The sequence below is a fragment of the Micromonospora sp. RTGN7 genome, from assembly GCF_033804645.1.
GTDB lineage: Bacteria > Actinomycetota > Actinomycetes > Mycobacteriales > Micromonosporaceae > Micromonospora.
Window position 1 is genome coordinate 34329 of the sequence record NZ_JAPZLF010000010.1, and the last position, 23450, is coordinate 57778.

The 23450-nt window shown below is 72.6% G+C and carries 22 protein-coding genes and 1 tRNA gene; 10 read left to right on the forward strand and 13 right to left on the reverse strand.

All coding sequences use genetic code 11. The features are described from left to right. Positions 1-152: 152 nt before the first annotated feature. Positions 153-1019 (reverse strand): DUF308 domain-containing protein, encoded by an 867-nt coding sequence (locus SNR22_RS16720; RefSeq protein WP_320067509.1) that lies wholly within the window; start codon positions 1017-1019, stop codon positions 153-155. A 155-nt stretch (positions 1020-1174) separates the two neighbouring features. On the opposite strand from SNR22_RS16720, the gene SNR22_RS16725 reads away from it, so the two are divergent. Continuing rightward, on the forward strand, positions 1175-2035 hold the full coding sequence (locus SNR22_RS16725) for an Fpg/Nei family DNA glycosylase (RefSeq protein WP_320067510.1): 861 nt from the start codon (positions 1175-1177) through the stop codon (positions 2033-2035). 18 nt (positions 2036-2053) lie between these two features. Here the strand turns inward: SNR22_RS16725 and SNR22_RS16730 are convergent, their stop codons facing one another. From SNR22_RS16730 to SNR22_RS16740, 3 genes are all read right to left on the reverse strand, one after another. Continuing rightward, on the reverse strand, positions 2054-2932 hold the full coding sequence (locus SNR22_RS16730; protein WP_320067511.1) for an aminoglycoside phosphotransferase family protein: 879 nt from the start codon (positions 2930-2932) through the stop codon (positions 2054-2056). Positions 2933-3108: 176 nt separating this feature from the next. Next, the gene (locus tag SNR22_RS16735) at positions 3109-4479 is read right to left on the reverse strand and encodes an FAD-dependent oxidoreductase (RefSeq protein ID WP_320067512.1); all 1371 of its coding nucleotides are present in this window, start codon (positions 4477-4479) and stop codon (positions 3109-3111) included. 72 nt (positions 4480-4551) lie between these two features. Continuing rightward, on the reverse strand, positions 4552-5700 hold the full coding sequence (locus SNR22_RS16740) for a glutamate--cysteine ligase (RefSeq protein ID WP_320067513.1): 1149 nt from the start codon (positions 5698-5700) through the stop codon (positions 4552-4554). Positions 5701-5788: 88 nt separating this feature from the next. Between SNR22_RS16740 and SNR22_RS16745 the strand changes: the two genes are divergently transcribed. The 3 genes from SNR22_RS16745 (at position 5789) to SNR22_RS16755 (ending at position 9356) form a co-directional block, all read left to right on the forward strand. After that, positions 5789-6049 carry a hypothetical protein gene (locus SNR22_RS16745; RefSeq protein WP_320067514.1) on the forward strand — a complete coding sequence of 87 codons (261 nt, stop codon included), beginning with the start codon at positions 5789-5791 and terminating at the stop codon, positions 6047-6049. Positions 6050-6228: 179 nt separating this feature from the next. After that, positions 6229-7644, forward strand: a complete 1416-nt coding sequence (locus SNR22_RS16750; protein ID WP_320067515.1) for a chitinase — start codon at positions 6229-6231, stop codon at positions 7642-7644. 152 nt (positions 7645-7796) lie between these two features. Continuing rightward, positions 7797-9356 (forward strand): cellulose binding domain-containing protein, encoded by a 1560-nt coding sequence (locus tag SNR22_RS16755; RefSeq protein WP_320067516.1) that lies wholly within the window; start codon positions 7797-7799, stop codon positions 9354-9356. Positions 9357-9372: 16 nt separating this feature from the next. On the opposite strand, the gene SNR22_RS16760 is transcribed toward SNR22_RS16755, so the two are convergent. Then, entirely contained in the window at positions 9373-10047 is a 675-nt protein-coding gene (locus SNR22_RS16760; protein WP_320067517.1) for a DedA family protein, read from the reverse strand. A gap of 144 nt (positions 10048-10191) precedes the next feature. Here SNR22_RS16760 and SNR22_RS16765 point away from each other — a divergent pair, with 144 nt between their 5' ends. Continuing rightward, entirely contained in the window at positions 10192-11844 is a 1653-nt protein-coding gene (locus tag SNR22_RS16765; protein ID WP_320067518.1) for an alpha-amylase family protein, read from the forward strand. Positions 11845-11897: 53 nt separating this feature from the next. Further along, positions 11898-12656 carry a 3-oxoacyl-ACP reductase FabG gene (fabG, locus tag SNR22_RS16770; protein ID WP_320067519.1) on the forward strand — a complete coding sequence of 253 codons (759 nt, stop codon included), beginning with the start codon at positions 11898-11900 and terminating at the stop codon, positions 12654-12656. A 117-nt stretch (positions 12657-12773) separates the two neighbouring features. Here fabG and SNR22_RS16775 read toward each other — a convergent pair whose 3' ends face one another. Together SNR22_RS16775 and SNR22_RS16780 are read right to left on the reverse strand one after the other, a co-directional pair. Then, positions 12774-13190: a hypothetical protein gene (locus SNR22_RS16775; RefSeq protein ID WP_320067520.1), complete on the reverse strand. Its 417-nt coding sequence runs from the start codon at positions 13188-13190 to the stop codon at positions 12774-12776. Next, complete coding sequence (locus SNR22_RS16780) at positions 13183-13578, reverse strand: hypothetical protein (protein ID WP_320067679.1); 396 nt, start codon at positions 13576-13578, stop codon at positions 13183-13185. Before SNR22_RS16780 ends, SNR22_RS16775 begins: the two co-directional genes overlap by 8 nt. A 340-nt stretch (positions 13579-13918) precedes the next feature. Between SNR22_RS16780 and SNR22_RS16785 the strand changes: the two genes are divergently transcribed. Continuing rightward, entirely contained in the window at positions 13919-14821 is a 903-nt protein-coding gene (locus SNR22_RS16785; protein WP_320067680.1) for a Gfo/Idh/MocA family oxidoreductase, read from the forward strand. 501 nt (positions 14822-15322) lie between these two features. After that, positions 15323-16114, forward strand: coding sequence for an ErmE/ErmH/ErmO/ErmR family 23S rRNA (adenine(2058)-N(6))-methyltransferase (gene erm, locus SNR22_RS16790; RefSeq protein WP_320067521.1), 792 nt, complete (start codon positions 15323-15325; stop codon positions 16112-16114). 41 nt (positions 16115-16155) lie between these two features. Here erm and SNR22_RS16795 read toward each other — a convergent pair whose 3' ends face one another. Further along, positions 16156-16347 (reverse strand): DUF2795 domain-containing protein, encoded by a 192-nt coding sequence (locus SNR22_RS16795; RefSeq protein WP_320067522.1) that lies wholly within the window; start codon positions 16345-16347, stop codon positions 16156-16158. A 136-nt stretch (positions 16348-16483) separates the two neighbouring features. On the opposite strand from SNR22_RS16795, the gene SNR22_RS16800 reads away from it, so the two are divergent. Further along, on the forward strand, positions 16484-17740 hold the full coding sequence (locus SNR22_RS16800) for an erythromycin esterase family protein (RefSeq protein WP_320067523.1): 1257 nt from the start codon (positions 16484-16486) through the stop codon (positions 17738-17740). A 57-nt stretch (positions 17741-17797) separates the two neighbouring features. On the opposite strand, the gene SNR22_RS16805 is transcribed toward SNR22_RS16800, so the two are convergent. Both SNR22_RS16805 and SNR22_RS16810 read right to left on the reverse strand, forming a co-directional pair. Beyond that, on the reverse strand, positions 17798-20005 hold the full coding sequence (locus SNR22_RS16805; RefSeq protein ID WP_320067524.1) for an MMPL family transporter: 2208 nt from the start codon (positions 20003-20005) through the stop codon (positions 17798-17800). Next, the gene (locus SNR22_RS16810; protein ID WP_320067525.1) at positions 20005-20595 is read right to left on the reverse strand and encodes a helix-turn-helix domain-containing protein; all 591 of its coding nucleotides are present in this window, start codon (positions 20593-20595) and stop codon (positions 20005-20007) included. The genes SNR22_RS16805 and SNR22_RS16810 overlap by 1 nt, the downstream gene beginning before the upstream one ends. A gap of 162 nt (positions 20596-20757) precedes the next feature. Between SNR22_RS16810 and SNR22_RS16815 the strand changes: the two genes are divergently transcribed. Next, a complete protein-coding gene (locus SNR22_RS16815) occupies positions 20758-21552 on the forward strand; it encodes an isocitrate lyase/phosphoenolpyruvate mutase family protein (protein ID WP_320067526.1) in 795 nt (264 codons plus the stop codon). A 117-nt stretch (positions 21553-21669) separates the two neighbouring features. On the opposite strand, the gene SNR22_RS16820 is transcribed toward SNR22_RS16815, so the two are convergent. The 3 genes from SNR22_RS16820 to SNR22_RS16830 form a co-directional block, all read right to left on the reverse strand. Next, a tRNA-Arg gene (locus SNR22_RS16820) sits at positions 21670-21741 on the reverse strand. A 129-nt stretch (positions 21742-21870) separates the two neighbouring features. Continuing rightward, a complete protein-coding gene (locus SNR22_RS16825) occupies positions 21871-22563 on the reverse strand; it encodes a winged helix-turn-helix domain-containing protein (RefSeq protein WP_320067681.1) in 693 nt (230 codons plus the stop codon). Between the two features lie 198 nt (positions 22564-22761). After that, positions 22762-23430 (reverse strand): DUF305 domain-containing protein, encoded by a 669-nt coding sequence (locus SNR22_RS16830; protein ID WP_320067527.1) that lies wholly within the window; start codon positions 23428-23430, stop codon positions 22762-22764. Between the last annotated feature and the right edge of the window lie 20 nt (positions 23431-23450).

Here is a 23450-nt window from a genome sequence, read left to right on the forward strand (position 1 = left end):
GGGGCGGAGGGGTGCGGAGGGGGAGGGGTGGGGGTGGACGTGCTTCGGGGGGCGGCGAATCGCCGCCCCCCGAAAGAGGATGTGCCCGGCTGGTGAACCACCAGACTGGTCGGGCTGGGCCGGCGAACCGCCGGCGGGGACCAAGGTGCCCGTCAGAAGCGGTCGACAAACTGTGAGTCGAGCCACTCGCGGAGCCGCTGCACCCAGTCGCCGTCGGTGGTGGGCCAGTCGAACTGCCCGGTCATCGCCAGCACGCCGAGCACCACAGCCGCGATACCGAAGGTCATGCCGAAGAGTGCGTCGGTCTTGCCTGCGATGTGCCGGCGGCGGGTGGCGAGCAGGCCGAACACGGAGAACACCGCTCCCAGCGCGCCGACCGCGATGCCGTACCCGGCGAGGGTGCCGGTCAGCACCGCGAGCGCCCCGGCCACCCCGACGATCAGGCCGAGGGTGGCGAGCAGGCTCGCTCGTGGCTTCGGCCCGGCTACCACCGGCTCCGGCTCCGGCCGGGTTTCGCCGTCGCCGTCGGTCCGGTCCGTCGGCAGCGGTCGATCCGTGGTGCGGTCCCGGTCACTCGGCAGGGGGCGCTCGGCGGTCCGGTCCGTCGGCTGCCCGAGCGTGGGGTCCGCCGGCAGCGGTCGATCAGTGGTGTGGTCCCGTTCGGTGCTGCGCGCCGGGGCGGGAGCACCGGTCGTGGTGGTGGGGGTGACCGGGGTGGGCCGCAGCTCCCTCTTCGGGGAGCGGGCGGTGGCTGCGCGGGCGGTGGCTGCGCGGGCGAGCGCCTCCCGCTCGGCCATGTTTCGCTCCGGGTCCGCGGCCCGCTCGTTGTCGGTGGCGGTCGCGCTGCTGCGGTACGTCGTCTGCTCCGCGTCGCGGTCGGTGACCACGGGCTGCCCATCCGGGCGGCTGCCGGCGTCCGGCGCGGCGGTCCCGTCGCGCTCGTCGACGCGGCCGTCGCCGTTGCTGTCGTACGTCGCCGCCGGCTCGTTCCGCCGCGACAACAGTGAAGGAATCTTCACCTCATCACCTCCTGGTAAATGCGTGGAGGCCTCGGAAGCGCCGGGCGGTAACCACGCGGTACACCACCCCAGGTACCCATCCGCAGTCTCGCCGACACTCCCGTCACCCGTCACGCGCGATTGATCGGCCGCCGTCGGGAGCTACGGTTGCGGGCGTGCCAGAGGGACATAGCATTCACCGTCTCGCCGCCCGCCACGCCGAGCTGTTCGCCGGCGAGAAGGTGCAGGCCGCCAGCCCGCAGGGCCGCTTCGCCGAGGGCGCCGCCCTGCTCTCCGGGACCGTCCTGGACGACACCGAGGCGTACGGCAAGCACCTGCTGCACCACTACGCGCACGAGCTGACCCTGCACGTGCACCTGGGCCTGTACGGGAAGTTCGCCGACGGGCCGGGCGATCCACCTCCGCCGGTGGGGCAGGTGCGGCTGCGGCTGACCAGCGACGGCTCCGGGTCGCGGCGCGGCGGCAGACGCGCTGAGCTGGAGCCGTCGGACGACGGGCGCTGGCTGGACCTGCGCGGCCCCACCGCCTGCGAGCTGCTCACCCCGCCGGAGGTGGCGGCGCTGCGCGCCCGGCTCGGCCCCGATCCGCTGCGTGCCGACGCCGACCCGGCCCGCGCGTACACCCGGATCTCCCGCAGCCCGACCCCGCTCGCGGCGCTGCTGCTCGACCAGTCGGTGGTGGCCGGCACGGGGTTGATCTTCGTCACGGAGGCGCTGTTCCGGGCCGGCCTGCCGCCGCTGCTGCCCGGCCGGGAGCTCACCCCGGCGCTCTGGGGGGCGCTCTGGGCGGACCTGGTGGGCCTGATGACCCTCGCCGTCGAGGTGGGCCGGATCGACACCGTCCGGGACGCCCACCTGCCGGAGGCGACCGGCCGGGCACCCCGGGTGGACCGGCACGGCGGCGAGGTGTACGTCTACCGCCGCCCCGGCCAGCCCTGCCACGTCTGCGGCGCCGAGGTGCGTCGGGGCGTGCTGGCCGGCCGTAACCTCTACTGGTGCCCCACCTGCCAGGGCTGACCGGCGCGGGTCCGCGAGTCAGCCCAGGGTGGCGAGCCGGCGGGCCGTCTCGATCTGGTGGGCGAACACCGTGTCCTCGGCGATGCTCCAGGCCAGGGTCTGCCCGATCGCCCAGCCCAGAACCCGTTCCCGGTCCAGGCCCAGCTCGGCGGTGAGCCGGTCCAGCCGGTACCGCATCGCCGTCGGCGAGTGTCCCAGTTCCTGACCGCGGACGATCGCCACCACGCCGAACTCGCGCTCGCCGACCAGCGGTTTCGGGTCGATCACCAGCCACGGCTCGCGGGTTGCCCGTAGCACGTTGCCGGCGTGCAGGTCCTGGTTGACCAGTACCTGCTCGCCCTGCGTCCCGACCAGTTCGGCGAGCCGGCCCAACGCGGTGTCCAGCAGCCGCCGCTCGTACGGCCGGCCGGCCCGCTCCCAGGAAACCGGCATCCGCTCCAGCCAGCCCGCCGCCTCCTCGGCCAGCGGGGTGAACGGTGCGCCGGCCGGCAGCCAGAGCCGGGGCAGCAGCGCGGCGATCACGTCCAGCGCTTCCTCCGTAGGCGCGGCGTGCAGCGGCGTGCCCGGGTCGCAGCGCTCCACCAGTAGGGCCCGCCGGTCCGGGTCGTGCGCGAGCAGCCGGGCCGCCCCGTCGCCCGCCCAGTGCGCCAGCGCCGTGGCCTCGTACTCGCTGTCGGCGTCCGGGTACTGGAGCTTGAGCACCGCGCGGGTGCCGTCGGGCAGCTCCGCCGGCAGCGCCAGCGAGGCGAACGCGTGCGGGAACGGCCGTCCCAGCCGCAGCCCCCACGCCTCGACGCACCCGGCCAGCCGGCCGGGCAGCGCCGCCAGCCACTCCCGGCCGGTGGGCACCCGCCGCACCCAGCCCAGCCCGTCGGGGATCTCCACCGTCGTCTCCATCGGACCATCCTGGCCCCAGCCGCTGGGCCGGACGGTGTGGGCCCCGACGCGTCGTCCCCCGGTATCCCCACCGCACCACCACGCCAGCGATCTGACCATCTCGCGCACCCGGAACCGGGTTTCGGGTGCAGCTGTTGTCGCTGGGGCGACAAGAAGTGCACCCGGAGCCGACGGGGTCAGCGGGCCAGCGCGTCGACGGCCTTGCGAGCGGCGATCAGCACCGGGTCCCAGACCGGCGCGTACGGCGGGGCGTAGCCGAGGTCGAGGGAGGTCATCTCGTCCACCGTCATGCCGTTCCAGAGCGCCACGGCCAGGGTGTCGATCCGCTTCGCGGCCTCCGACCAGCCGACGATCTGCGCCCCGAGCAGCCGCCCGCCGGGGCGCTCGGCGATGAGTTTCACCGTCATCGGCCGCGCCCCCGGGTAGTAGCCGGCCCGGTTCGTCGACTCGGCGACCACCGAGACGAACTCGAAGCCGGCGGCTGCGGCGTCGCGTTCGCGCAGGCCGGTGCGCCCCACCTCCAGCTCGCAGACCTTCGTCACGGCCGTGCCGATCACCCCGGGGAAGGTCGCGTACCCGCCGCCGAGGTTGATCCCGGCGACCCGGCCCTGCTTGTTGGCGTGGGTGCCCAGCGGCACGTGCACCGGCTGCCCGCTGACCCGATGCAGGGTCTCCACGCAGTCGCCGGCTGCCCACACCCCCGGCACCCCGACCACCCGCATCCGCCGGTCCACCCGGATCCCACCGGAGGGGCCGATCGGCAGGCCGGCTGCCTCCGCGAGGGCGGTGTTGGGGCGTACCCCCAGGCCCAGGACCACGACGTCGGCGGGCACCGGCCCGTCGGTGGTGACCACCGCGGACACCCGGCCGCCGCGCTGGTCGATGCCGGTGACCGTGACGCCGGTACGGATGTCGATGCCGAGGCCACGCATCGCCTCGGCGACCAGCGCGGCCATGTCGGGGTCGACGGTCGCCATCGGCTGGTCGGCCTGCTCGACCAGGGTGACCGAGAGCCCGCGTTGGACCAGCGCCTCGGCCATCTCCACCCCGATGTAGCCGCCGCCCACCACCACCGCGTGGTGGGGCGTCGGGTCGGCGTCGAGCCAGTCGCGCAGCGCCGCACCGTCGTCGAGCGTCTGCACACCGAAGACGCCGCGCACGTCCGGGTCGGCCCAGTCGGGCATCTTCGGCACCGCTCCGATGGCGTACATCAGGTCGTCGAAGCGCTCGCGGACCTCGCCGCCGCCCTCCAGGTCGCGGGCGACGACCTCGCGGCGCTCCAGGTCGATCGCGGTGACCTCGTGCCGCAGCCGGACGTCGATGTCGAAGTCGTCCCGGAAGGCCGCCGGGGTGCGGGCGATGAGCTGGTCCCGTTCCGGGACCACCCCGCTGATCCAGTACGGGATGCCGCACGCCGAGTACGACGTGAAGTGCCCCCGCTCGAACGCGATGATCTCCAGGTCCGCGCGGTCGCGGCGGCGTCGCGCCTGGGAGGCCGCCGCCATGCCTGCGGCGTCTCCGCCGATGACGATCAATCGTTGCGCCACGCCGGTCATCCTGCCATCCCGCGCCTGTCGGCGGGCCCGTCCGGCCGGGACGCCCGCGCGGCTGCGGGGGGCTCAGCCACGGGTCTGCCGCGCCACGTCGTGCACCACGTCCACCAGGTTCCCGGTACGCGCGAAGACCGCCCGCTGCCGGGCCGCCCCGGTGCCGTGCCGGCGCAGCCCGCCCAGCAGGTCGGTCACCTCGGCCAGGTCACCGTGCCGCTCCAGCTCCGGCCGGAGCCGTTCGACGAGCCGGTCCAGCAGCTCCCACGCGGGGCGCAACTCGCCGTCGGTGAGGTCCACGGCGTCGCCCTCCAGCCCGTCGTGGGCGGCCCGCCAGTGCGCGGCGACCAGCAGGTGGTGGTCGGTGCGCACGGGCGGGCGGCCCTCGACGATGTCGGTCATGGCGGTGGCCACCAGGGCCCGGACCAGGGCGGCGATCAGCACCGCGTCGTCGACCGACGGGCAGACGTCGCCGATGCGCAGCTCCACCGTCGGGTACTTCGCCGACAGCCGGGCGTACCAGTAGAGCATCCCCTCGTCGAGCATCACGCCGCTGGCGATGAGCTGTCGGATCAGCCGCTCGTAGTGCTCGTGCGACTCCAGGAACGGCGTCGGCGCCACCGACGGCCAGCGCTCCCACTCCACGGAGCGCCAGCTCGCGTAGCCGGTGTCCTCACCCGCCGAGAAGGGGGAGTTCACGGTCGCCGCGTGCAGGATGGGCAGCCAGGGCCGGACGTGGTTGAGCACCTGCACCCCGGTCTCGGGGTCCGGCACCCCGACGTGCACGTGCATCCCGTTGTTGCCGGGGCCGGGCACCAGCAGCCGGAACCGCTCGATCATCCGGTCGAAGCGGGGCTTGTCGACCACCGGCGGCACCGGGCCGTCGACCGGGCCGGTGCCGATGGCCAGCACCCGTACGCCGGCGGCCTCGGCGGCCTCGGAGAGCGCCCGGCGCAGCATCCCGAGGGAGTGCCGGATCGACGACAACTCCAGCCCGGGCGGGCTGCCGATCTCGATCTGGCTGGTCTGGAACTCGCGCTCCACCTGCCCGCGCAGCTCGGCCGGCACCTGCTCCATCACCAGGTCCACGGCCGGCACGGCGGTTCCGGTGTGCGGGTCGACGAGGAGGAACTCCTCCTCGACGCCCACGGTGAGCAGGTCGGTGCCGCTCGGGGTCGCGCCTCGTTCCCGCTGCGCCACTGGACCACTCATCGTTGTCACCGTCCGTTCCGTACCGGTCGTGGCGTTGTGCCACGATGTCTTCCGGCCATTACCCCCAGTGTCGGGCCGGGGAAACTCCACCGCCCGCGTGTCGCCGTCAGCCGCGCCGTTCGGATTCGCTCGCGCCGCGCGGCGGCCGCCGGCACCGTCGCCGGCACGCCGACCGAGGGGCCGGGGGCGGCCACCCTGGGCCGGGCTGATCCCGCTGCTGCCGTACCTGACTGTGGCGGTGGCGGTGGTGGTGCCGCTGGCGGCGGTGCTCTACCTGGTGACCACCACCGCGTGGACCGTGCTGGAGCAGGCGGTGCTGCGCCGCCCGCAGGAGAGCGCACCCGTCGACGTGCGGTGACCGATCACTGAAGGGGTGGAAGGGGCCCTGCCCGTGGGCTACGGCGACGGGCGGGGCCCCTGTTCGCGGGCCCGTCGCGAGTCGTTTCCGTTCATCCCCTGGACAGAAACAGTTAACAGTCCTAATAATAATGGCCAACGTTGATGTCTATGGATGCCCGTCCGGGTGTGGAGGGTTGCATGAAGCGTTCCCGATCCCTTGTCCTGGCACTGGTGACGGCGCTGGCCGCGACCGTCGGGGTGGCCTGGGCGGCCCTGCCGGCGTTCGCCGCCGGGGCCACCGCCAACTTCGTGAAGACCGCCGACTGGGGGACCGGCTGGGAGGGGAAGTACACGATCACCAACGGCGGCGCGACCGCCCTCTCCGGCTGGACCGTCGTCTTCGACCTGCCGGCCGGCACCTCCCTCGGCAGCTACTGGGACGCGTTGCTCACCTCGTCCGGCCAGCGGCACACCTTCACCAACCGGTCCTGGAACGGCAGCGTCGCACCGGGCGCGTCCGTGTCGTTCGGCTTCCTGGCCACCGGCTCCGGCAGCCCCACCAACTGCCAGCTCAACGGGGCACCCTGCGGCGGCGGCCCCACCCCGACCACCGCACCGCCGACCACCGCACCTCCGACGACCCCGCCTCCGACGACCCCGCCTCCGACGACCCCGCCTCCGACGACCCCGCCTCCGACGACCCCGCCCACCGGCGGTCTGCCGAAGCACCTGCTCACCGGCTACTGGCACAACTTCGACAACCCGGCCGTCGAGCTGCGGCTGCGTGACGTCCCCGCCGAATACGACCTGGTCGCGGTCGCCTTCGCCGAGGCCACCAGCACCCCCGGTGCAGTCACCTTCGCCGTCGACCCCGGCCTGTCCGCCTCCCTCGGCGGCTACACCGACGCCGACTTCACCGCCGACGTGCGGACGCTGCACTCGCGCGGCAAGAAGGTCATCCTCTCCGTCGGCGGCGAGACCGGCCGGGTCGCCGTCAACAGCTCCGCCTCGGCCACCGCGTTCGCCGACACCACGTACGCGCTGATCCAGCGGTACGGCTTCGACGGCGTCGACATCGACCTGGAGAATGGCCTCAACCCGACGTACATGGCCCAGGCGCTGCGCGCCCTACGAGCCAAGGTCGGGGCCAACCTGATCATCGCGATGGCCCCGCAGACCATCGACATGCAGTCCCCGACCGGCGGCTACTTCAAGCTCGCCCTGGACATCCGGGACATCCTCACCGTGGTCAACACCCAGTTCTACAACTCCGGGGCGATGCTCGGCTGCGACCAGAACGCCGCGTACGGCCAGGGCACTGTGAACTTCATCGTCGCGCTCGCCTGCATCCAGTTGGAGGCCGGCCTGCGCCCCGACCAGGTCGGGCTCGGCCTGCCGGCCGGCCCCGGCGCGGCCGGCGGCGGCATCGTCGCCCCGAGCGTCGTCAACGCCGCCCTCGACTGCCTGGCGAAGGGCACCAACTGCGGCAGCTTCCGCCCGCCGCGCACCTACCCGGGCATCCGGGGCGCGATGACCTGGTCGATCAACTGGGACGTCAGCAACGGCAACGGCTTCGCCCGCACCGTCAAGCCCCACCTATCCACCCTGCCCTGACCTGCCCCGTCCTGCCCCGTCCGCACCGCCCTGCCCCGTCCGCACCGCCCTGCGCCACCGTCGGCCCCCTGCCCCCTCGGGCGGGCCGGCGGCCACCCGCCCCCACCCCCTCGGGCGGGAAACCCCCACCACACCGGTCCCTGGAGGCCTCCGTGAAACTCCGCTCCCCCCGCGTGGCGATGTTCGCCGCCGCGCTCGCCGCTGCCGTCGTCGCGGCCACAGTCGTAGCCCCGCCGCCCGCATCGGCGGCGACCGCAGCCTTCGTCCGCACCTCGAGCTGGAGCAGCGGGTACGAGGCCAAGTTCACCGTCACCAACAACACCTCGGCCAGCATCGGCTCCTGGAACGTCCAGTTCGACCTGCCCTCCGGCAGCACGCTCGGTGCCTTCTGGGACGCCGCGATGACCACCTCCGGTCAACACGTCACCGCGCTCAACATGTCCTGGAACGGCGCCCTCGCCCCGGGCGCCACCACCTCGTTCGGGTTCGTCGTCGCCGGCACCGGTGACCCGACCAACTGCACCGTCAACGGAGGCTCCTGCACCGGCGGCGGCAACCCCTCCGGCCCGGCCACCCCGGGCGGACTGCGGGTCACCGGCACCACCGCGTCGGCGATCTCGCTGGCCTGGAACGCCGTCGGCGGCACGGTCACCGGCTACCGGGTGTACGAGGGCGGCACCGTGAAGGCCACCGTCACCGGCACCTCGACGACGGTCTCCGGGCTGGCCGCCTGCTCCGGGCACAGCTACACCGTGGCGGCGTACAACTCCTCCGGCGAGTCGGCGAAGTCACCCGCCGTCTCCGCCACCACCACCGGCTGCTCCGGTGGGAACGCCCCGATGGCCGCCGCGCCGTACCTCTACCCGGGCTGGGGTGACCCGCCCGCGCCGTCGACGGTGATGGGTGCGACCGGGATCAAGTGGTTCACCATCGCGTTCGTCCTCTCCGGCGGCGGCTGCACCCCGGCCTGGGACGGCAGCGGCCCGCTCACCGGCGGCGCGCACGCCAACACCATCGCCGCGATCCGGGCCGCCGGCGGCGACATCATCCCGTCCTTCGGTGGGTGGAGCGGCAACAAGCTCGGCCCGAACTGCTCCTCGGCCAGCGCGCTGGCCGGCGCGTACCAGCAGGTGATCAACGCGTACGGGCTGAAGGCGATCGACATCGACATCGAGAACAGCGACGAGTTCGAGAACGAGGTGGTGCAGGACCGCATCCTCGGCGCGCTGAAGATCGTCAAGCAGAACAACCCGGGGATCAAGACCATCGTCACCTTCGGCACCTCGACCACCGGGCCGTCGTACTACGGCATCCGGCTGATCAACCAGGCCGCCGCGCTCGGGGCGAACATCGACACGTTCACGATCATGCCGTTCGACTTCGGCGGCGGCGCGAACATGTACCAGAGCACCGTCAATGCCTCCGAGGGGCTGAAGACCGCGCTGAAGAACGCCTTCGGCTGGTCCGACGCCGCGGCGTACACGCACATGGGCATCTCCGGCATGAACGGCCTCTCCGACCAGCAGGAGCTGACCACCGCGGCGACCTGGACGCAGATCCGCGACTGGGCGAAGGCCCGTGGCCTGTCCCGGTTCACCTTCTGGGCCGTCAACCGCGACCGGCCGTGCCCCGGTGGGGGAGTGGTGTCGAACTGCTCCGGCATCGCCCAGAACACCTGGGAGTTCACCAGCATCACCGCCCAGTACAGCTGAGCGGGACCGCGCGCGGTCAGCGACCGGCGGTCACGGACTGTCGGTCGCGCCGCGCGCGGCGGCGGCGGCGTACCTTCTTCACCACCCAGCTCACGATCATGAGCCCGAAGATCGCGAAGATCGCGTAGTTGAACCAGTTGCTGTACCGGTCGACCTCCTGCCAGCGCGACCCGAGCGCGAAGCCGGCGCCGACGATCAGCGTGTTCCACACCCCGCTGCCCAGCGTGGTCAGCAGGATGAACTCACCCAGCGGCATCCGGTTCGCCCCGGCGGGGACCGAGACCAGGCTGCGGACCACGGGCACCACGCGGCCGATCAGCACGGCCCACCGGCCGTGCCGCTCGAACCAGCGGTCGGCCTTCTCCAGGTCGTCCCGTTCGACCAGGGGAATGTGGTCCAGCCACCGCTTCAGCCGTTCCTCGCCGAGGGCCGCGCCCAGCCAGTAGAGCACCAGCGCGCCGACCAGCGAGCCGACGGTAGCGGCGGCCACGATCAGCACCACGTTGAACCGGCCCTGGGAGGAGAGGTAGCCGGCCATGGCCAGCACGACCTCGCTCGGGATCGGCGGGATGATGCTCTCCAGCGCCACCAGGGCGGCCACCCCGACGGAGCCCAGCGTGTCGATGACGCTGGCCACCCACCCGGTCAGGCCGGTGAACTGCGACGGGTCGACGTTCTGGGCCTCAGCCATTGGGGTCCTTCCTCGAATAGCCGACGGGGGATCGGAAGGTGGTACCCCCATCCGACGTGCTCACACCTGCCGGCGACCCCTCCGGGCCCGACACGGGCGGCGCTCGCGTTTGGCGGCGGGCGGAATCGGAGAAGGAATGCCGGCATGGGTGACAGGTGGTATTCCGAGGCCGTTGTGTACTGCCTCGACATCGACACGTACGCGGACTCCGACGGTGACGGTGTCGGCGACATCCGCGGCCTGATCGGCCGGCTCGACTATCTGGCCCGGCTCGGGGTGACCTGCCTGTGGCTGCACCCCATCCACCCGTCGCCGAACAAGGACGACGGCTACGACGTCACCGACTTCTACAACGTGGACCCGCGCTTCGGCACCCTCGGCGACTTCGCGGAGCTGCTGCACCAGGCGCAGAACCGGGGCATCCGGGTGATCATCGACCTGGTGGTCAACCACACCTCGGACCAGCACCCCTGGTTCCAGTCCGCCCGCTCCTCGCCCGACTCGCCGTACCGGGACTGGTTCGTCTGGGCCGACCACGAGCCCGACGACCGGCACCAGGGCATGGTCTTCCCGGGCGAGCAGAAGGAGACGTGGAGCTACGACCGGACCGCCAAGGCCTGGTACTACCACCGGTTCTACAAGTACCAACCCGACCTGAACTTCAACAACCCCGAGGTCCGCGCCGAGGTCAAGAAGATCGTCTCGTTCTGGCTCCAGCTCGGCGTCTCCGGGTTCCGGATGGACGCGGTGCCGTTCATCATCGAGCTGACCGAGCCGGGCAACCCGAACTCGCCGAAGGACTTCGAGTACCTCACCGAGCTGCGCCAGCACGTGCAGTGGCGGCGCGGTGACGCCATCCTGCTCGCCGAGGCCAACGTGGAGCCCGACCAACTCCCCGCCTTCTTCGGCGACGGCAGCGGCTCCGGCAACCGCATCCACATGCTCTTCGACTTCATGCTCAACGGCCGGCTCGTGCTCGCCCTGGCCCGCCAGAACCCGGAGCCGGTGATCGAGGCGCTGCGGGACACCCCGGTCCTGCCCACCGGCGGGCAGTGGGCCACCTTCCTGCGCAACCACGACGAGATCGACCTCTCCCGGCTCACCACCGAGCAGCGCAACCAGGTGTACGCCGAGTTCGGCCCCGACGAGAACATGCGCATCTACGACCGGGGCATCCGCCGCCGGCTCGCCCCGATGCTCGGCAACGACCGGCGGCGCGTCGAACTGGCGTACGCGCTCCAGTTCTCGCTGCGCGGCACGCCGGTGCTGCGCTACGGCGAGGAGATCGGCATGGGTGAGGACCTGTCGCTGGCCGGACGGGAGGCGATCCGTACCCCGATGCAGTGGTCGTACAAGCCGAACGCCGGCTTCTCCACGGCCGACCCGGAGAAGCTGATCCGCCCGGTGATCGACAAGGGCGACTTCTCGTACGAGAAGGTCAACGTCTCCGCCCAGCGCGGCGACCACAAGTCGCTGCTGTCCTGGTTCGAGCGGATGATCCGGACGCTGCGTGAGGCCCCGGAGATCGGCTCCGGCTCCACCACCCACATCGACGTGCCGATGCCGCCCGGGGTGCTCGCCCACCGCGCCGACGGCGCGACCGGGACGATGGTCTTCCTGCACAACCTCGGCACCGACGACGTCGAGGTCGACCTCGGCACGCTCGCCGGCGAGGCGGACCTGCCGACGGACATCCTCGCCGACCGCACCTACGACGAGGTGGGCAAGCTCGACTCGCTCAAGCTCGCCGGATACGGCTACCGCTGGATCCGCCTCTGTCGCGGGGCCGCCTACTGACCCCGGCGGTCGGCTAGGCTCCGATGGTCGCCGTAAGTTACTGGGAGGTAGGCATGTCTGAGGAGCAGCGGGTCGCGATCGTCACCGGGGCCGCGCGGGGGATCGGGGCGGCCACCGCCCGCCGGCTCGCCGCCGACGGCCTGGCGGTCGCCGTGGTCGACATCGAGGAGTCGGCCACCAAGGACACCGTGGACGCGATCGTCGCGGCCGGGGGCCGGGGAATCGGCGTCGGCGCGGACGTGGCCGACCGGGCCCAGGTCGAGGCCGCCGTGGAGCGGGTCGCCGCCGAGCTGGGCGGGCCCACCGTGCTGGTCAACAACGCCGGGGTGCTCCGGGACAACCTGCTGTTCAAGATGACCGACGCCGACTGGGACACGGTCATGGGCGTGCACCTGCGTGGCGCGTTCCTGTTCAGCCAGGCCACCCAGAAGCACATGGTCGATCGGAAGTGGGGCCGGATCGTCAACCTCTCCAGCACCTCCGCGCTGGGCAACCGGGGCCAGGCCAACTACTCGGCCGCGAAGGCGGGTATGCAGGGCTTCACCAAGACCCTCGCCATCGAGCTGGGCCCGTTCGGGGTGACTGTCAACGCCGTCGCGCCCGGCTTCATCGTCACCGACATGACCGCCGCGACCGCCGCCCGGATGAAGGTGGACTTCGAGGCCCTGCAGAAGCACGCCGAGTCGGAGATCCCGGTTCGCCGGGTCGGCCGCCCCGAGGACGTCGCCCACACCATCGCGTTCCTGACCAGCGAGGGCGCCTCGTTCGTCTCCGGCCAGGTCATCTACGTAGCCGGCGGCCCCAAGTCCTAACCCCCACCCCCACCTTCCACCCCACCCACCCCACGAGCGACCGCACATTCACGGAAAGAGTGGCCATTCCGCGTCCCATGGCCACTCTTTCCGTGAATGTGTCGGGGTGGGTGGGGGTCAGGGGTGGGGGTGGCGGGTGCGCCAGAGCCAGAGCAGGCCGAGCACCGGGAGCACCAGGGGGATGTAGCCGTAGCCGCTGCCGAACTGCGACCACACCGTCTCGTCCGGGAACAGTTCGGCGTCGACCAGGCTGAGGACGCCGACGCCGAGCACCCCGACCAGCTCCACCGAGCAGCAGGCCAGCGCGATTCGTCGCCCCGCCTGACCGGCCCGGGCCAGCCCCACGGCGGCCACGATGTAGATCAGCGCGGCCAGCGCCGAGAGCAGGTACGCCACCGGTGCCTCGTCGAACTTCGTGGCAAGCTGCAACCCGGCCCGGGAGGTCGCGGCGATCGCGAAGATCAGGTACACCGCGATCAGCAGCCGGCCCGGCCCACTGTTCGTGACCCGCCCGGGGGTCTCCGTCTCAACCACCGAGCACCTCCCAGGTCTGCTGAAGCCGGACCACCACGACCGGGGTCACCAGGCAGACCGCGCAGATGATCGCCGACCCCCACCGGGTCGGCTCCATCCGGGCCAGCACCCAGGCCAGCGGCGGCAGACAGACCAGCGTCACCAGGTAGCCGAAGAACGCGCCGGGTTCGTCCGGCCGCTCGCCGCCGCCGAGGGCGACCAGCGCCACCACCGTGAGCGCGAGCAGGCCCAGCTCGAGCACGGCCAGGCCGGCGAGCTGCACACGGTCCGGCGGCCGGTTGCGCACCGCCGCCGCCAGCGCCCATGCCGCGAGTACGAGCGACAGCACGATCGTCGCCGTCGCGAGGGTCCCGTCCACCGGCGAGCCGGCGGCGGCCACGCTGGTCATCGACGGCACCGGAGTCGGAGTCTCGATCACCGGAACAGCCTACTAACCCCCGTAGTACTCGTCCCCGCCCCGCCCCGCCGTCCGCCCCGTCGTTCGTCGTCCGCCCCGTCGTCCGTCGTTCGTCGTCCGCCCCGCCGTCCGTCGTGCTGTTCGTCGTCCGTCGGGCCGGCGGATGTAGGTTCGCAGCCCTGGTCGGCGGCCTCGGTCAGCCGGGCGTCGGCCCACAGCCTCGGGCGGCCCGTTGCGGGCCCGCTGCCCGCACGGGACGGGCGAGGCGACTAGCGTGGATCACGGCCACCGGAATTTGCCGTGGCCGGCGACGACACCGGGAGTTCACGTGCTGCGGTTCGGCTTGTTCGGCACCGGCCACTGGGCGGCGGAGACCCACGCGGCGGCGATCGGCGCGCATTCCCGCGCCGAACTGGTCGGGGTCTGGGGCCGCAACCCCGACCGGGCGGCCGAGTTGGCGCGGCGGCACGGAGTGCCCGCCTTCACCGAGGTCGACGCGCTGATCGATGCCTGCGACGCGGTCGCCGTGGCGCTGCCTCCGGACGTGCAGTCCGACATCGCCGTCCGGGCCGCGTCGGCCGGCCGGCACCTACTGCTGGACAAGCCGCTGGCGCTCAACCTTGCCGACGCCGACCGGGTGGTCGCCGCCGCCGGGCAGTCCGGCGTCGCCTCCGTGGTCTTCTTCACACAGCGGTTCCACCCGAACGTGACCGGCTTCCTCGCCGCGACCGCCGCGGCCGGGGGCTGGCAGCACGCCCGCGCGACGATGTTCACGTCCATCTTCCAGCCCGGCAACCCGTACGGCGGGTCGCAGTGGCGGCGGGACCGGGGCGCGCTGTGGGACATCGGCCCGCACGCCCTGTCGATCATCCTGCCGGTGCTCGGCCGGGTGAGCCGGGTCGCGGCCGCCGACGGCCCGAGCGGCCTGATCCACCTGCTGCTCACCCACGACGGCGGGGCGACCAGCGTCGTGTCGCTCACCCTCGACGCCCCGCCCGGGGCCGCCACCCGCGACTTCGTCTTCTTCGGGGAGAACGGCGTCACGGAGGTCCCGCCCGGGGACGGCAACGCGCAGAGCGCGTTCTCCACCGCGATCGACCAGCTCATCGAGGAGATCGACGCCGGCATCCGGGACCACCGTTGCGACGTCCGGTTCGGCCGGGAGGTGGTGGCCGTCCTCGACGCCGCCGAGACCGCCCGTGCCGAGGGCCGCACCGTCACCCTCCCGGGCTGACCGACGAATCCAACGCCCCCGACTGCCGGTCGGCTGCGTCGCTCTTCGGTTTGCCGGGCGGTCGGGACGGCGATCCGGGTGCCGGATTAATTCGATCGCCGGGGGAGTCCGTTTCGGTTACCTTCGCGCCATGTTTACGAACGCCCTGATCGACGTGGTCGGTACGCCGGCCGCGTGGGCCCCGCTTCTGGTGGCCCGCCCGCGAGTCCGGCGTCCGGCCCCGGCCGGCCGGGACGCGACCCGCGCCTGATCGCCTCCGTCGATCCGACCCGCCTCCGGTGCGGCACAGCCGCGCCGTGATGTGATCGAGCCCGACCCGACCCGCCCCACCCGCGGCCCAGCCGCTGAGGGCACCTGCGGTCGGGCGGTGACCGCTGTTCGCGTACCTCCGTGCCGAGGGCCGTCCGAGTCCCCTTCCACTCGGACAGGCCCGCTCGCCGGCTGCCCGCCGGCCGCCTGTCCGTGCCCGTCGCCGCCCGGCGACAGACAGGACGACGACCCATGGCGCCCCGCCGTACCCGTGCCACCGAACGCGACCGGTCCCGTCGCGTGCTGTCCCAGAATTTCCTCGCCGACCCGGCCGCCGTCGCGCGGATCGTCGGGGCGGCCCGACCTGATCGCGACGACCTGCTGCTGGAGGTGGGCGCCGGCCAGGGCCGGCTGACCCGCGCGCTGGCCGCCCGGTGCGGCCGGCTCGTCGCGTACGAGATCGATCCCGTCGCCGCCGCGGAGCTGGCGGTGACCTGCGCCAACCTGCCCGGGGTGACCCTGCGGCGGGCCGACTTTCTGGCGGCGACCCCACCGGCGGAACCGTTCGCCGTGGTCGGCAACATCCCGTGGTCGCTGACCGCCGCCGTGGTCCGCTGGTGCCTCGCCGCCGACGGGCTGCGCTCGGCCACCCTGCTGACCCAGCTCCAGTACGCCCGCAAGCGCACCGGCCACGGCGGCCGGTGGAGCCGGCTGACCGTGCTGACCTGGCCGGAGTACGCGTGGCGGCTGGCCGGCACGGTGTCCCGGACCGCGTTCCGCCCGGTGCCGGGCGTGGACGCCGGAATCCTGCGCCTGGAGCGGCGTACCGAGCCGCTACTGCCGCCCGGCGACCTGCCGGCGTACCGGAGGCTCGTGGAGGCCGGGTTCGGCGGAGTCGGCGGGTCGCTCGCGGCCTCGCTGCGCCGGCACCGCCCCCGGGCCCGGGTGGACGCCGCCCTGCGCGCGGTCCGCCTGGACCAGGATGCCCTCGTCGGCGAGGTCTGGCCCGAGCAGTGGATCACCCTGCACCGCCTGCTCCGCTGAGGGCAGCCGTCCAGTCGAGCCGCCGGCTGGCGCGGGGCGCCTCAGGCGAGGCTGCCCAACGCCTCGGTCAGCTCGGCGGGGGAGTCGAATGACTCCGCCGGTAGTGCGCGCAGCATCTGCAACGTCTCGGTGCTGACGCCGTTCTCCTGGCCCCAGCGGACCAGGTCGGCGCGGGAGGCCGGGTAGTCGAGCCCGGCCAGGTACTCCCGTAGCTCGTTGGCACTGATCGTCATGCCCGCCGGCTACCCGCTGCGCCGCCGCCCATGCGTCGGGGGGATCCCCACCCGGTCGCGGGGGGGGCCCCCCCCCCCCGGGGGGGGGGGGGCCCCCGGCCGGGTTTGCCCGCAACGGGGTCGGGTAGCCGCGAACATGCTGGTACAGCGGCTCGGCGCACCGAGTGACTTCGATCCGTTGCTGGAGCGGGTTCGGGACGCCCGGATCGTCATGATCGGCGAGGCGACGCACGGCACCCACGACTACTACCGGCTGCGCGAGCAGCTCACCCGGCGGCTCATCGCCGAGCAGGGCTTCTCCTTCGTCGCGGTGGAGGGGGACTGGCCGGACTGTGAGCGGGTGCACCGCTCCGTCACCGCCGCCGCGGGTGGCCTCGCCGATCCGCGGGCCGCCCTGGAGCGGTTCGAGCGTTGGCCGACGTGGATGTGGGCCAACGCCGAGGTGGCCCGGTTCTGCCGGTGGCTGCGGGCCTGGAACCTGGAACGGCCGGAGCAGGAGCGGGCCGGCTTCCACGGGCTGGACGTCTACAGCCTCTGGGAGTCCATGCAGGCGATCTTCGACTACCTGGGTGAGGAGGATCCGTCCTCCTTGGAGGTCGCGCAGGAGGCGTACCGCTGCTTCGAGCCGTACGGGCGGCGGATCGAGGAGTACGGCGCGGCGAGCCGGTTCGTCTCGGCCCGCTGCGAGGACGAGGTGGTGCGGATGCTGGCGCGTACCCGCGAATGCGCCGCCTCGGACGGCCCGGACCGCTTCTCGGCCTGGCAGAACGCGGAGGTGGTGGCCGGCGCGGAGCGCTACTACCGGGCGATGGTCGCCGGGGGGCCCGAGTCGTGGAACGTGCGGGACACCCACATGGCGGACACCCTGGACCGGCTGCTGAACTTCCACGGGCCGGACGCCCGGGGCGTCGTCTGGGCGCACAACACCCATATCGGGGACGCTCGGGGCACCGCCATGACGGCCGCCGGGATGATCAACATCGGCCAGCTCGGGCGGGAGCGGCACGGGGCGGACGACGTGGTGCTGATCGGCTTCGGCGGTTACCGGGGCACGGCCCTGGCGGCACCGAGCTGGGGGTCGCCGGCCGAGGTGATGGTGGTGCCGCCGGCCCGGCCGGGGTCGGTGGAGCGGCTGCTGCACGAGCTGCTGCCGGAGCGGGCGGTGCTGGTCTTCGACGGCCCGGATCAGCCCGGCTGGGTAACCGACGAGCACGACCACCGGGCGATCGGCGTGGTGTACGACCCGAGCTTCGAGTCCTGGGGCAACTACGTGCCGACCCGGCTGGGTGAGCGCTACGACGCCTTTGTCTGGTGCGACGACACCACCGCCCTGCATCCGTTGCCCGCGCTCACCACGTTCGGCGAGTTGGAGACGTACCCGGCGGGGGTGTGACGCGCGGGGCCCCGCCCGCCGACGCAGCGGCGGAACGGGGCCCCGGGGCCGGCTGGGTCAGGCGTCGGCCGGCTTCTTCTCGGCGAGGTGGGTGCGCAGGCCCTCGCCCTCGATGTCCACGTTGGGCAGGATCTTGTCCAGCCAGCGGGGGATCCACCATGCGGCGCTGTTGAGCAGCGACATCACCGCCGGAACGATGGTCATCCGGACCACGAAGGCGTCGATGGCCACGCCGATCGCCAGCGCGAAGCCCATCGACTTGATGACCGGGTCGTCGAGGAAGACGAAGCCGCCGAAGACCGACATCATGATCAGCGCGGCGGCGGTGACCACCCGGGCACCGTGCCCCATCCCGTTGACGGTGGCCTGCTGTGCGGTGTCACCGTGCACGAAGTCCTCCCGCATTCGGGAGACCAGGAAGACCTCGTAGTCCATGGCCAGGCCGAACAGGATGCCGATGAGCAGGATCGGCAGGAAGCTGACCAGCGGGCCCGGAGAGTCCAGGCCGACCAGGTCGGCCAGGTGCCCCTGCTGGAAGATCGCGACGGTGATGCCGAACGTCGCCGCGACGGTGAGCAGGAAGCCCAGGGCGGCCTTGATCGGCACCAGGATCGACCGGAACACCAGCATCAGCAGCAGGATCGACAGGCCGACGACGAGCAGCAGGTAGACCGGGAGCGCGTCGGAGAGCTTCTCCGACACGTCGATGCCGATCGCCGTCGCGCCGGTCAGCAGCACCTCCGCGCCGGTGACGCCGGAGACCTGCCGGCGGATGTCGTGCACCAGGTTCTCGGTGGCCTCGTCGGTCGGACCACTCTTGGGGATGACCCCGAGCAGCGCGGTGCGCCCGGTCCGGTCGGTCTGCGCCGGGGCCACCGCGAGCACCCCGTCCGTCTGCTGGACGAGCTGCGCGACCTGTGGTGCGGCGGCGGCCGTGGCCTGCGGCGAGTCGGACGTGACGAGGACCGCGAGCCGGCCGGTGAAGCCCGGCCCGAAGCCCTCCCGGACCAGGTCGCTGTTCACCCGGGCCGGCGAGCCGGCCGCGGCGGTGCTGGCGTCCGGCAGGGCCAGCCGCATGTCGGGGGCGGGCAGCGCGAGCAGGCCCAGGCCGAGCAGGGCGACCAGGATCACCGGTACGCGCAGCCGGGTGACCAGGCGCGCCCAGCGGAAACCGAAGCCGCTGCGGTCCTCGGCGGCGGCGGCAGCCTCGGGCGTGTCGGCCACTCCGGCCCCGGGGGTCGCCGCCCCGGCCTTGCGCAGCTTGCGGGGGAGTACCCGGGAACCGGCGAAGCCGAGCAGGGCCGGGGCGAGGGTGATCGCGACCAGCACGGCGATGGTCACCGTGCTGGCGGCAGCCAGGCCCATCACGGTCAGGAACGGGATCTGCACCACCGCCAGGCCAGCCAGTGCGATGACCACCGTGGTGCCGGCGAAGACCACCGCCGAGCCGGCCGTTCCGACGGCCCGGCCGACGGCCTCCTCCGGGGGTAGCCCTTCCAGCAGGTTCTGCCGGTAGCGGGAGGTGATGAAGAGCGAGTAGTCGATGCCGACCGCCAGGCCGAGCATCAGGGCGAGGATCGGCGCGGTGCTGGTCAGCTCGATCGCGCCGCTGAGCGCGAAGAGTCCGGCCATGCCGACGCCGACGCCGATCAGCGCGTTGAGCATGGTCATCCCGGCCGCGACCAGCGAGCCGAACGTGATGACCAGGACGACCGCCGCCACCAGGACGCCCAGCGCCTCGGTCGAGCCGATCTCCGGCTCACCGCTGAGCACCTCGCCGCCCGGGGCGACCTGCCAGCCCTGCGCCTCGGCCTGCGCGCCCACCTTCTCGTATGCCTCACGCTGGGAGTCGGTGACGTCGTCGGCGCGGCCGGCGAACTGCACCTGGATCAGCGCGTACCGGCCGTTCGGGGAGATCGCCTGGGACTGGTACGGGTCCACCGCGCCGACCACGCCGGGAAGGGTGGCTGCCTCCTGGGTGACCTGCTTGACCAGAGCCTGCCCCTCGGGCGTGGTGAGCTGGCCGTCCGCCGGAGCCTTCACGGCGATGGTTCCGGTGGCCCCGCTGGCCTCTGGGAAACGCTCGCCGAGCAGATCGATCGCCTGCTGCGACTCGGTGCCGGGCATGGTGAAGTTGCTTGCCGTCGGGCCGCGCAGCGTCGCTGCGGCGATGCCGAGGCCGACGAGCACGACGAGCCAGATGACGGCGACGAGCCGTCGGCGGCGCAACGAGGCTCGGCCGAGCCGGTACAACAGGGTCGCCATCAGATATTTTCCTCGATCGTTGGGGAATCGGACGGTGGTGGAGTCGGTTGAGGGGTTTCCAGCGCCCGCCGGATGAAACCGAGCAGGGCTTCGCGTAGCTCGTCGTCGGCGATGTCGTCGAACTCGCCGCACGTCTCGGCGATCCCGGCGAGAACGACCAGCGCCGTGACCCGGGCCGCCGGACGCGTCGAGTGGCCGGCCAACGCCGTGATCAGCCGTTCGGAGATCTGGTGCACGGATGCGAACGCCGGGTGCTGGAGCAGGTTGGGGAACTCCCCCCGGAGCAGCGCGATCTCCCGCCGGAAGTGCACCGAGAGGTCCACGAAGCCCTCGCCGGCGACCCGTTGGGCGTCCGTGCCCCTCAGCCCGGTGAACCGGTCGTCCAGCTCGCGCAGCGCCGCGATCGCCGGGGCCATCAGCTCGCCGAGCAGGGCTTCCTTGTTGGCGAAGTGGTAGAGCACGGTGGCCTTGGAGACGCCGACCTCGCGGGCGATGTCCTGCAACGAGGTGCCCTTGTAGCCGGTCACGGCGAACCGCCGGCCGGCTGCGGCGAGGATCTCGGCGGGTGTCTCCGGTTGCGCTCGTGCCATGCCAAACAGCATGCCTGACCGATCGGTCAGGGGCTGACCGATCGGTCAGAGAAGTGGTGCTTGCCACAGCCGGCTCAGCCGCAGCCGCCGTGTTCTCGGTCGTACGCCCGACACGGCTCTTTCGAAGAACAGGCTTTGCCCACGGACTGCCATGATGCGGTGATGACCGAAAACTCATCGACTCTCGTCGAGCGCGCGGACGTGCTGCGTGCCCTACACAAGACCGGCGACCCGCTGGTCCTGCCCAACGCCTGGGACGCCGGGTCCGCCCGGGCCGTCGCCGCAGCCGGCTTCCCGGTCGTCGCCACCAGCAGCGCCGCAGTCGCCGAGTCCCTCGGGTACGCCGACGGCGAGGCGACCCCGGTCGACGAGATGTTCGCCGCCGTCGCCCGGATCGCCCGCGCCGTGCCGGTCCCGGTCACCGCCGACCTGGAGCGGGGATACGGGCTGAACCCGGCCGAGTTGGTTGAGCGGATGCTCGCCGCCGGGGCGGTCGGCTGCAACCTGGAGGACTCCGACCCGCGCACCGGCACGCTGTACGACGCCGAAAAGCAGGCCGGCCTGCTCGCCGCCGTCCGGGCGGCGGCCGACGCGGCCGGGGTGCCGCTGGTGCTCAACGCCCGGATCGACCTGTACCTGCTCGAGGCCGGCGACCCGGCCGGTCGCACCGCCGAGGCGGTCCACCGGGCCCGGCGCTACCGGGCCGCCGGGGCGGACTGCGTCTACCCGATCTTCCTGGCCGACCCGGAGCAGATTGCGGAGTTCGTGGCCGGCGCGGACGCCCCGGTGAACCTGCTCTTCAAGCCTGGCGCCCCGAGCCTGGCCGAGCTGGCCCGGCTCGGCGCGGCCCGGGTCAGCTACGGCGGCGGCCCGTACACGGCGGTCAAGGCGCGGACCGCCGCGCTGCTCGACGCGGTCCGGGCCGGCAGGAACCCGTACGCCCCGCCCCTGGGGTAAGGCCCTTGTCGACGCCCACGTCCCGGTTCCCCGCAGGAGAACCCTGCTGGGGCATACGAAGAAGGCCGCTGCCCAAATTCTCCTTGGGTAGCGGCCTTCTGTAGTGCTTATCGGCGGTGCCCCCGGCAGGATTCGAACCTGCGCCACCGCCTCCGGAGGGCGGTGCTCTATCCCCTGAGCTACGGGGGCTCAGCGACTCGAGAAGACTAGCAAACGCCTCCACCGATCATCGAATCGGTATCCGATGACCGGCTCCGTGTCACCGACGTGGCGGTCCCGGCGCTGACCAGCCGCCGGGCCAGGGCCGCCCCCGCGGCTTCAGGCCGCGACCGCGCGCCCGCAGCTCGGCAGCGGGTGCAGCGCGATGCGTCGGGGCAGTCGGCGCGGCCACTCGTTCTTCGGCCAGGAGCCGTCGATGATGAGGTGCACCGAGCGCTCCTCGGCACCGCTGAGGCGCAGCACGAAGTCCCGGGGCAGCGGCGGGTCGACCGACGGCGTGGTCACCATGAAGCGGACCCGCCCCCGGGAGGAGACGGCCGAGATCACGTCGGCCGCCGGCATGGTCCCGCGCAGCCGTACCCGGCCGATCCAGTAGACCTCGGAAAGGTGCTCCTGGGCGGCCCGGGTGATCGCCGGGTACTCCAGGCGCACCCAGCGTTCGACCGCGCCGACGCAGAGCCCGCAGGCGCGCTCGCGCGGCTCGCGCGGCCCCAACCCCCAGGCCCGCAGGTACGCCCCGACGGCGCCGACGTCCATCGCCGGGTCGAACCGGCGCTGGATGAGCGTGGTGAGGCTCTGCCGCGTCCACAGCTTCTCGTCCAGGCCGAACTCGTCGGGGTGGACGCCCCGCAGGACGTCGATCAGTTCCAGCTCCTGTTCGCGGCTGAGCGTTCCCGGCTCGCCCTGCCGCTGTCCGCGACGGACGGTTGCCACCGTTCCGTCACCGCCGATGGTGTGGCGCCGGCACCAGCTGGTGACCGAGCGCCCTGCGACTCTGAGTGCAACCCCCACGTACTGCGCAACGAGCACGAATCGCTACTGGTCACGATATGTGGGTAGAAAACTCCATCAACCGCAGTATTCGGTCGTGAAGCCCGCCAAAGTGGCTAATCGGACACTGGCTCGGGAGGGGAGTGGGCGGACGGCGAAAGCCCGCGCCCCGCCGTGTCGGCGTCGGACGCGGGCCTCCCGGCTCGTGCGGGGGTGCTCTCAGCCCTTGAGTCGGTCGCGGGCGAGCCGCAGGTTGGTGAGGTCCGTCTGCTGGGTGTTCTTCATCGTCTGGGCGGTGCGCACCACGTCGGGCTCGTCGCTCACGTCGAGGATGCCGTCGATCATGTGGACGCCGCCGAGGTGATGGTCGATCATCAGCTCCAGGAAGAGGACGTCCAGCTCCCGGCCCTGGGCGGTGCGCAGTTTCGCCAGCTCCTCGGGGGTGGCCATTCCCGGCATCAGCCCGTCGCGGACCGTGGCCTCCCCGCCCGGCATCCACGCCATCCGGGGCTGCGAGCCGGTCGGGTCGAGGCCCCAGGAGCGCAGCCAGCTCTGCATCGTGCCGAGCTCGCCCTGCTGGCCGAGGGCGATGTCGCCGCCGATGCTGACCACCTCGGGGTCGGTGCCCCGTTGGAACGCGATCAGCCCCATCTCCACCGCCTGGGCGTGGTGGCTGGTCATGTCCCGGGCAAAACCCGCCTCCGCCGAGGCGTCACCCGGACGGGTGAGCCTCGGCGTGAGCAGGCCGCCCGCGTACCCGAGGAGGAGGCCGACCACGACGGCTACGGCGACCGCCAGCGTGCCGAACCGGCGCGCGGGCACCCGCCCACCGTCGTCGGGGACCGGGGCTTCTGCCAGGTCGTGATCGGTCGTCGTGGCTGCGGTCATCGGCGTCCTCGCCCTTCTCC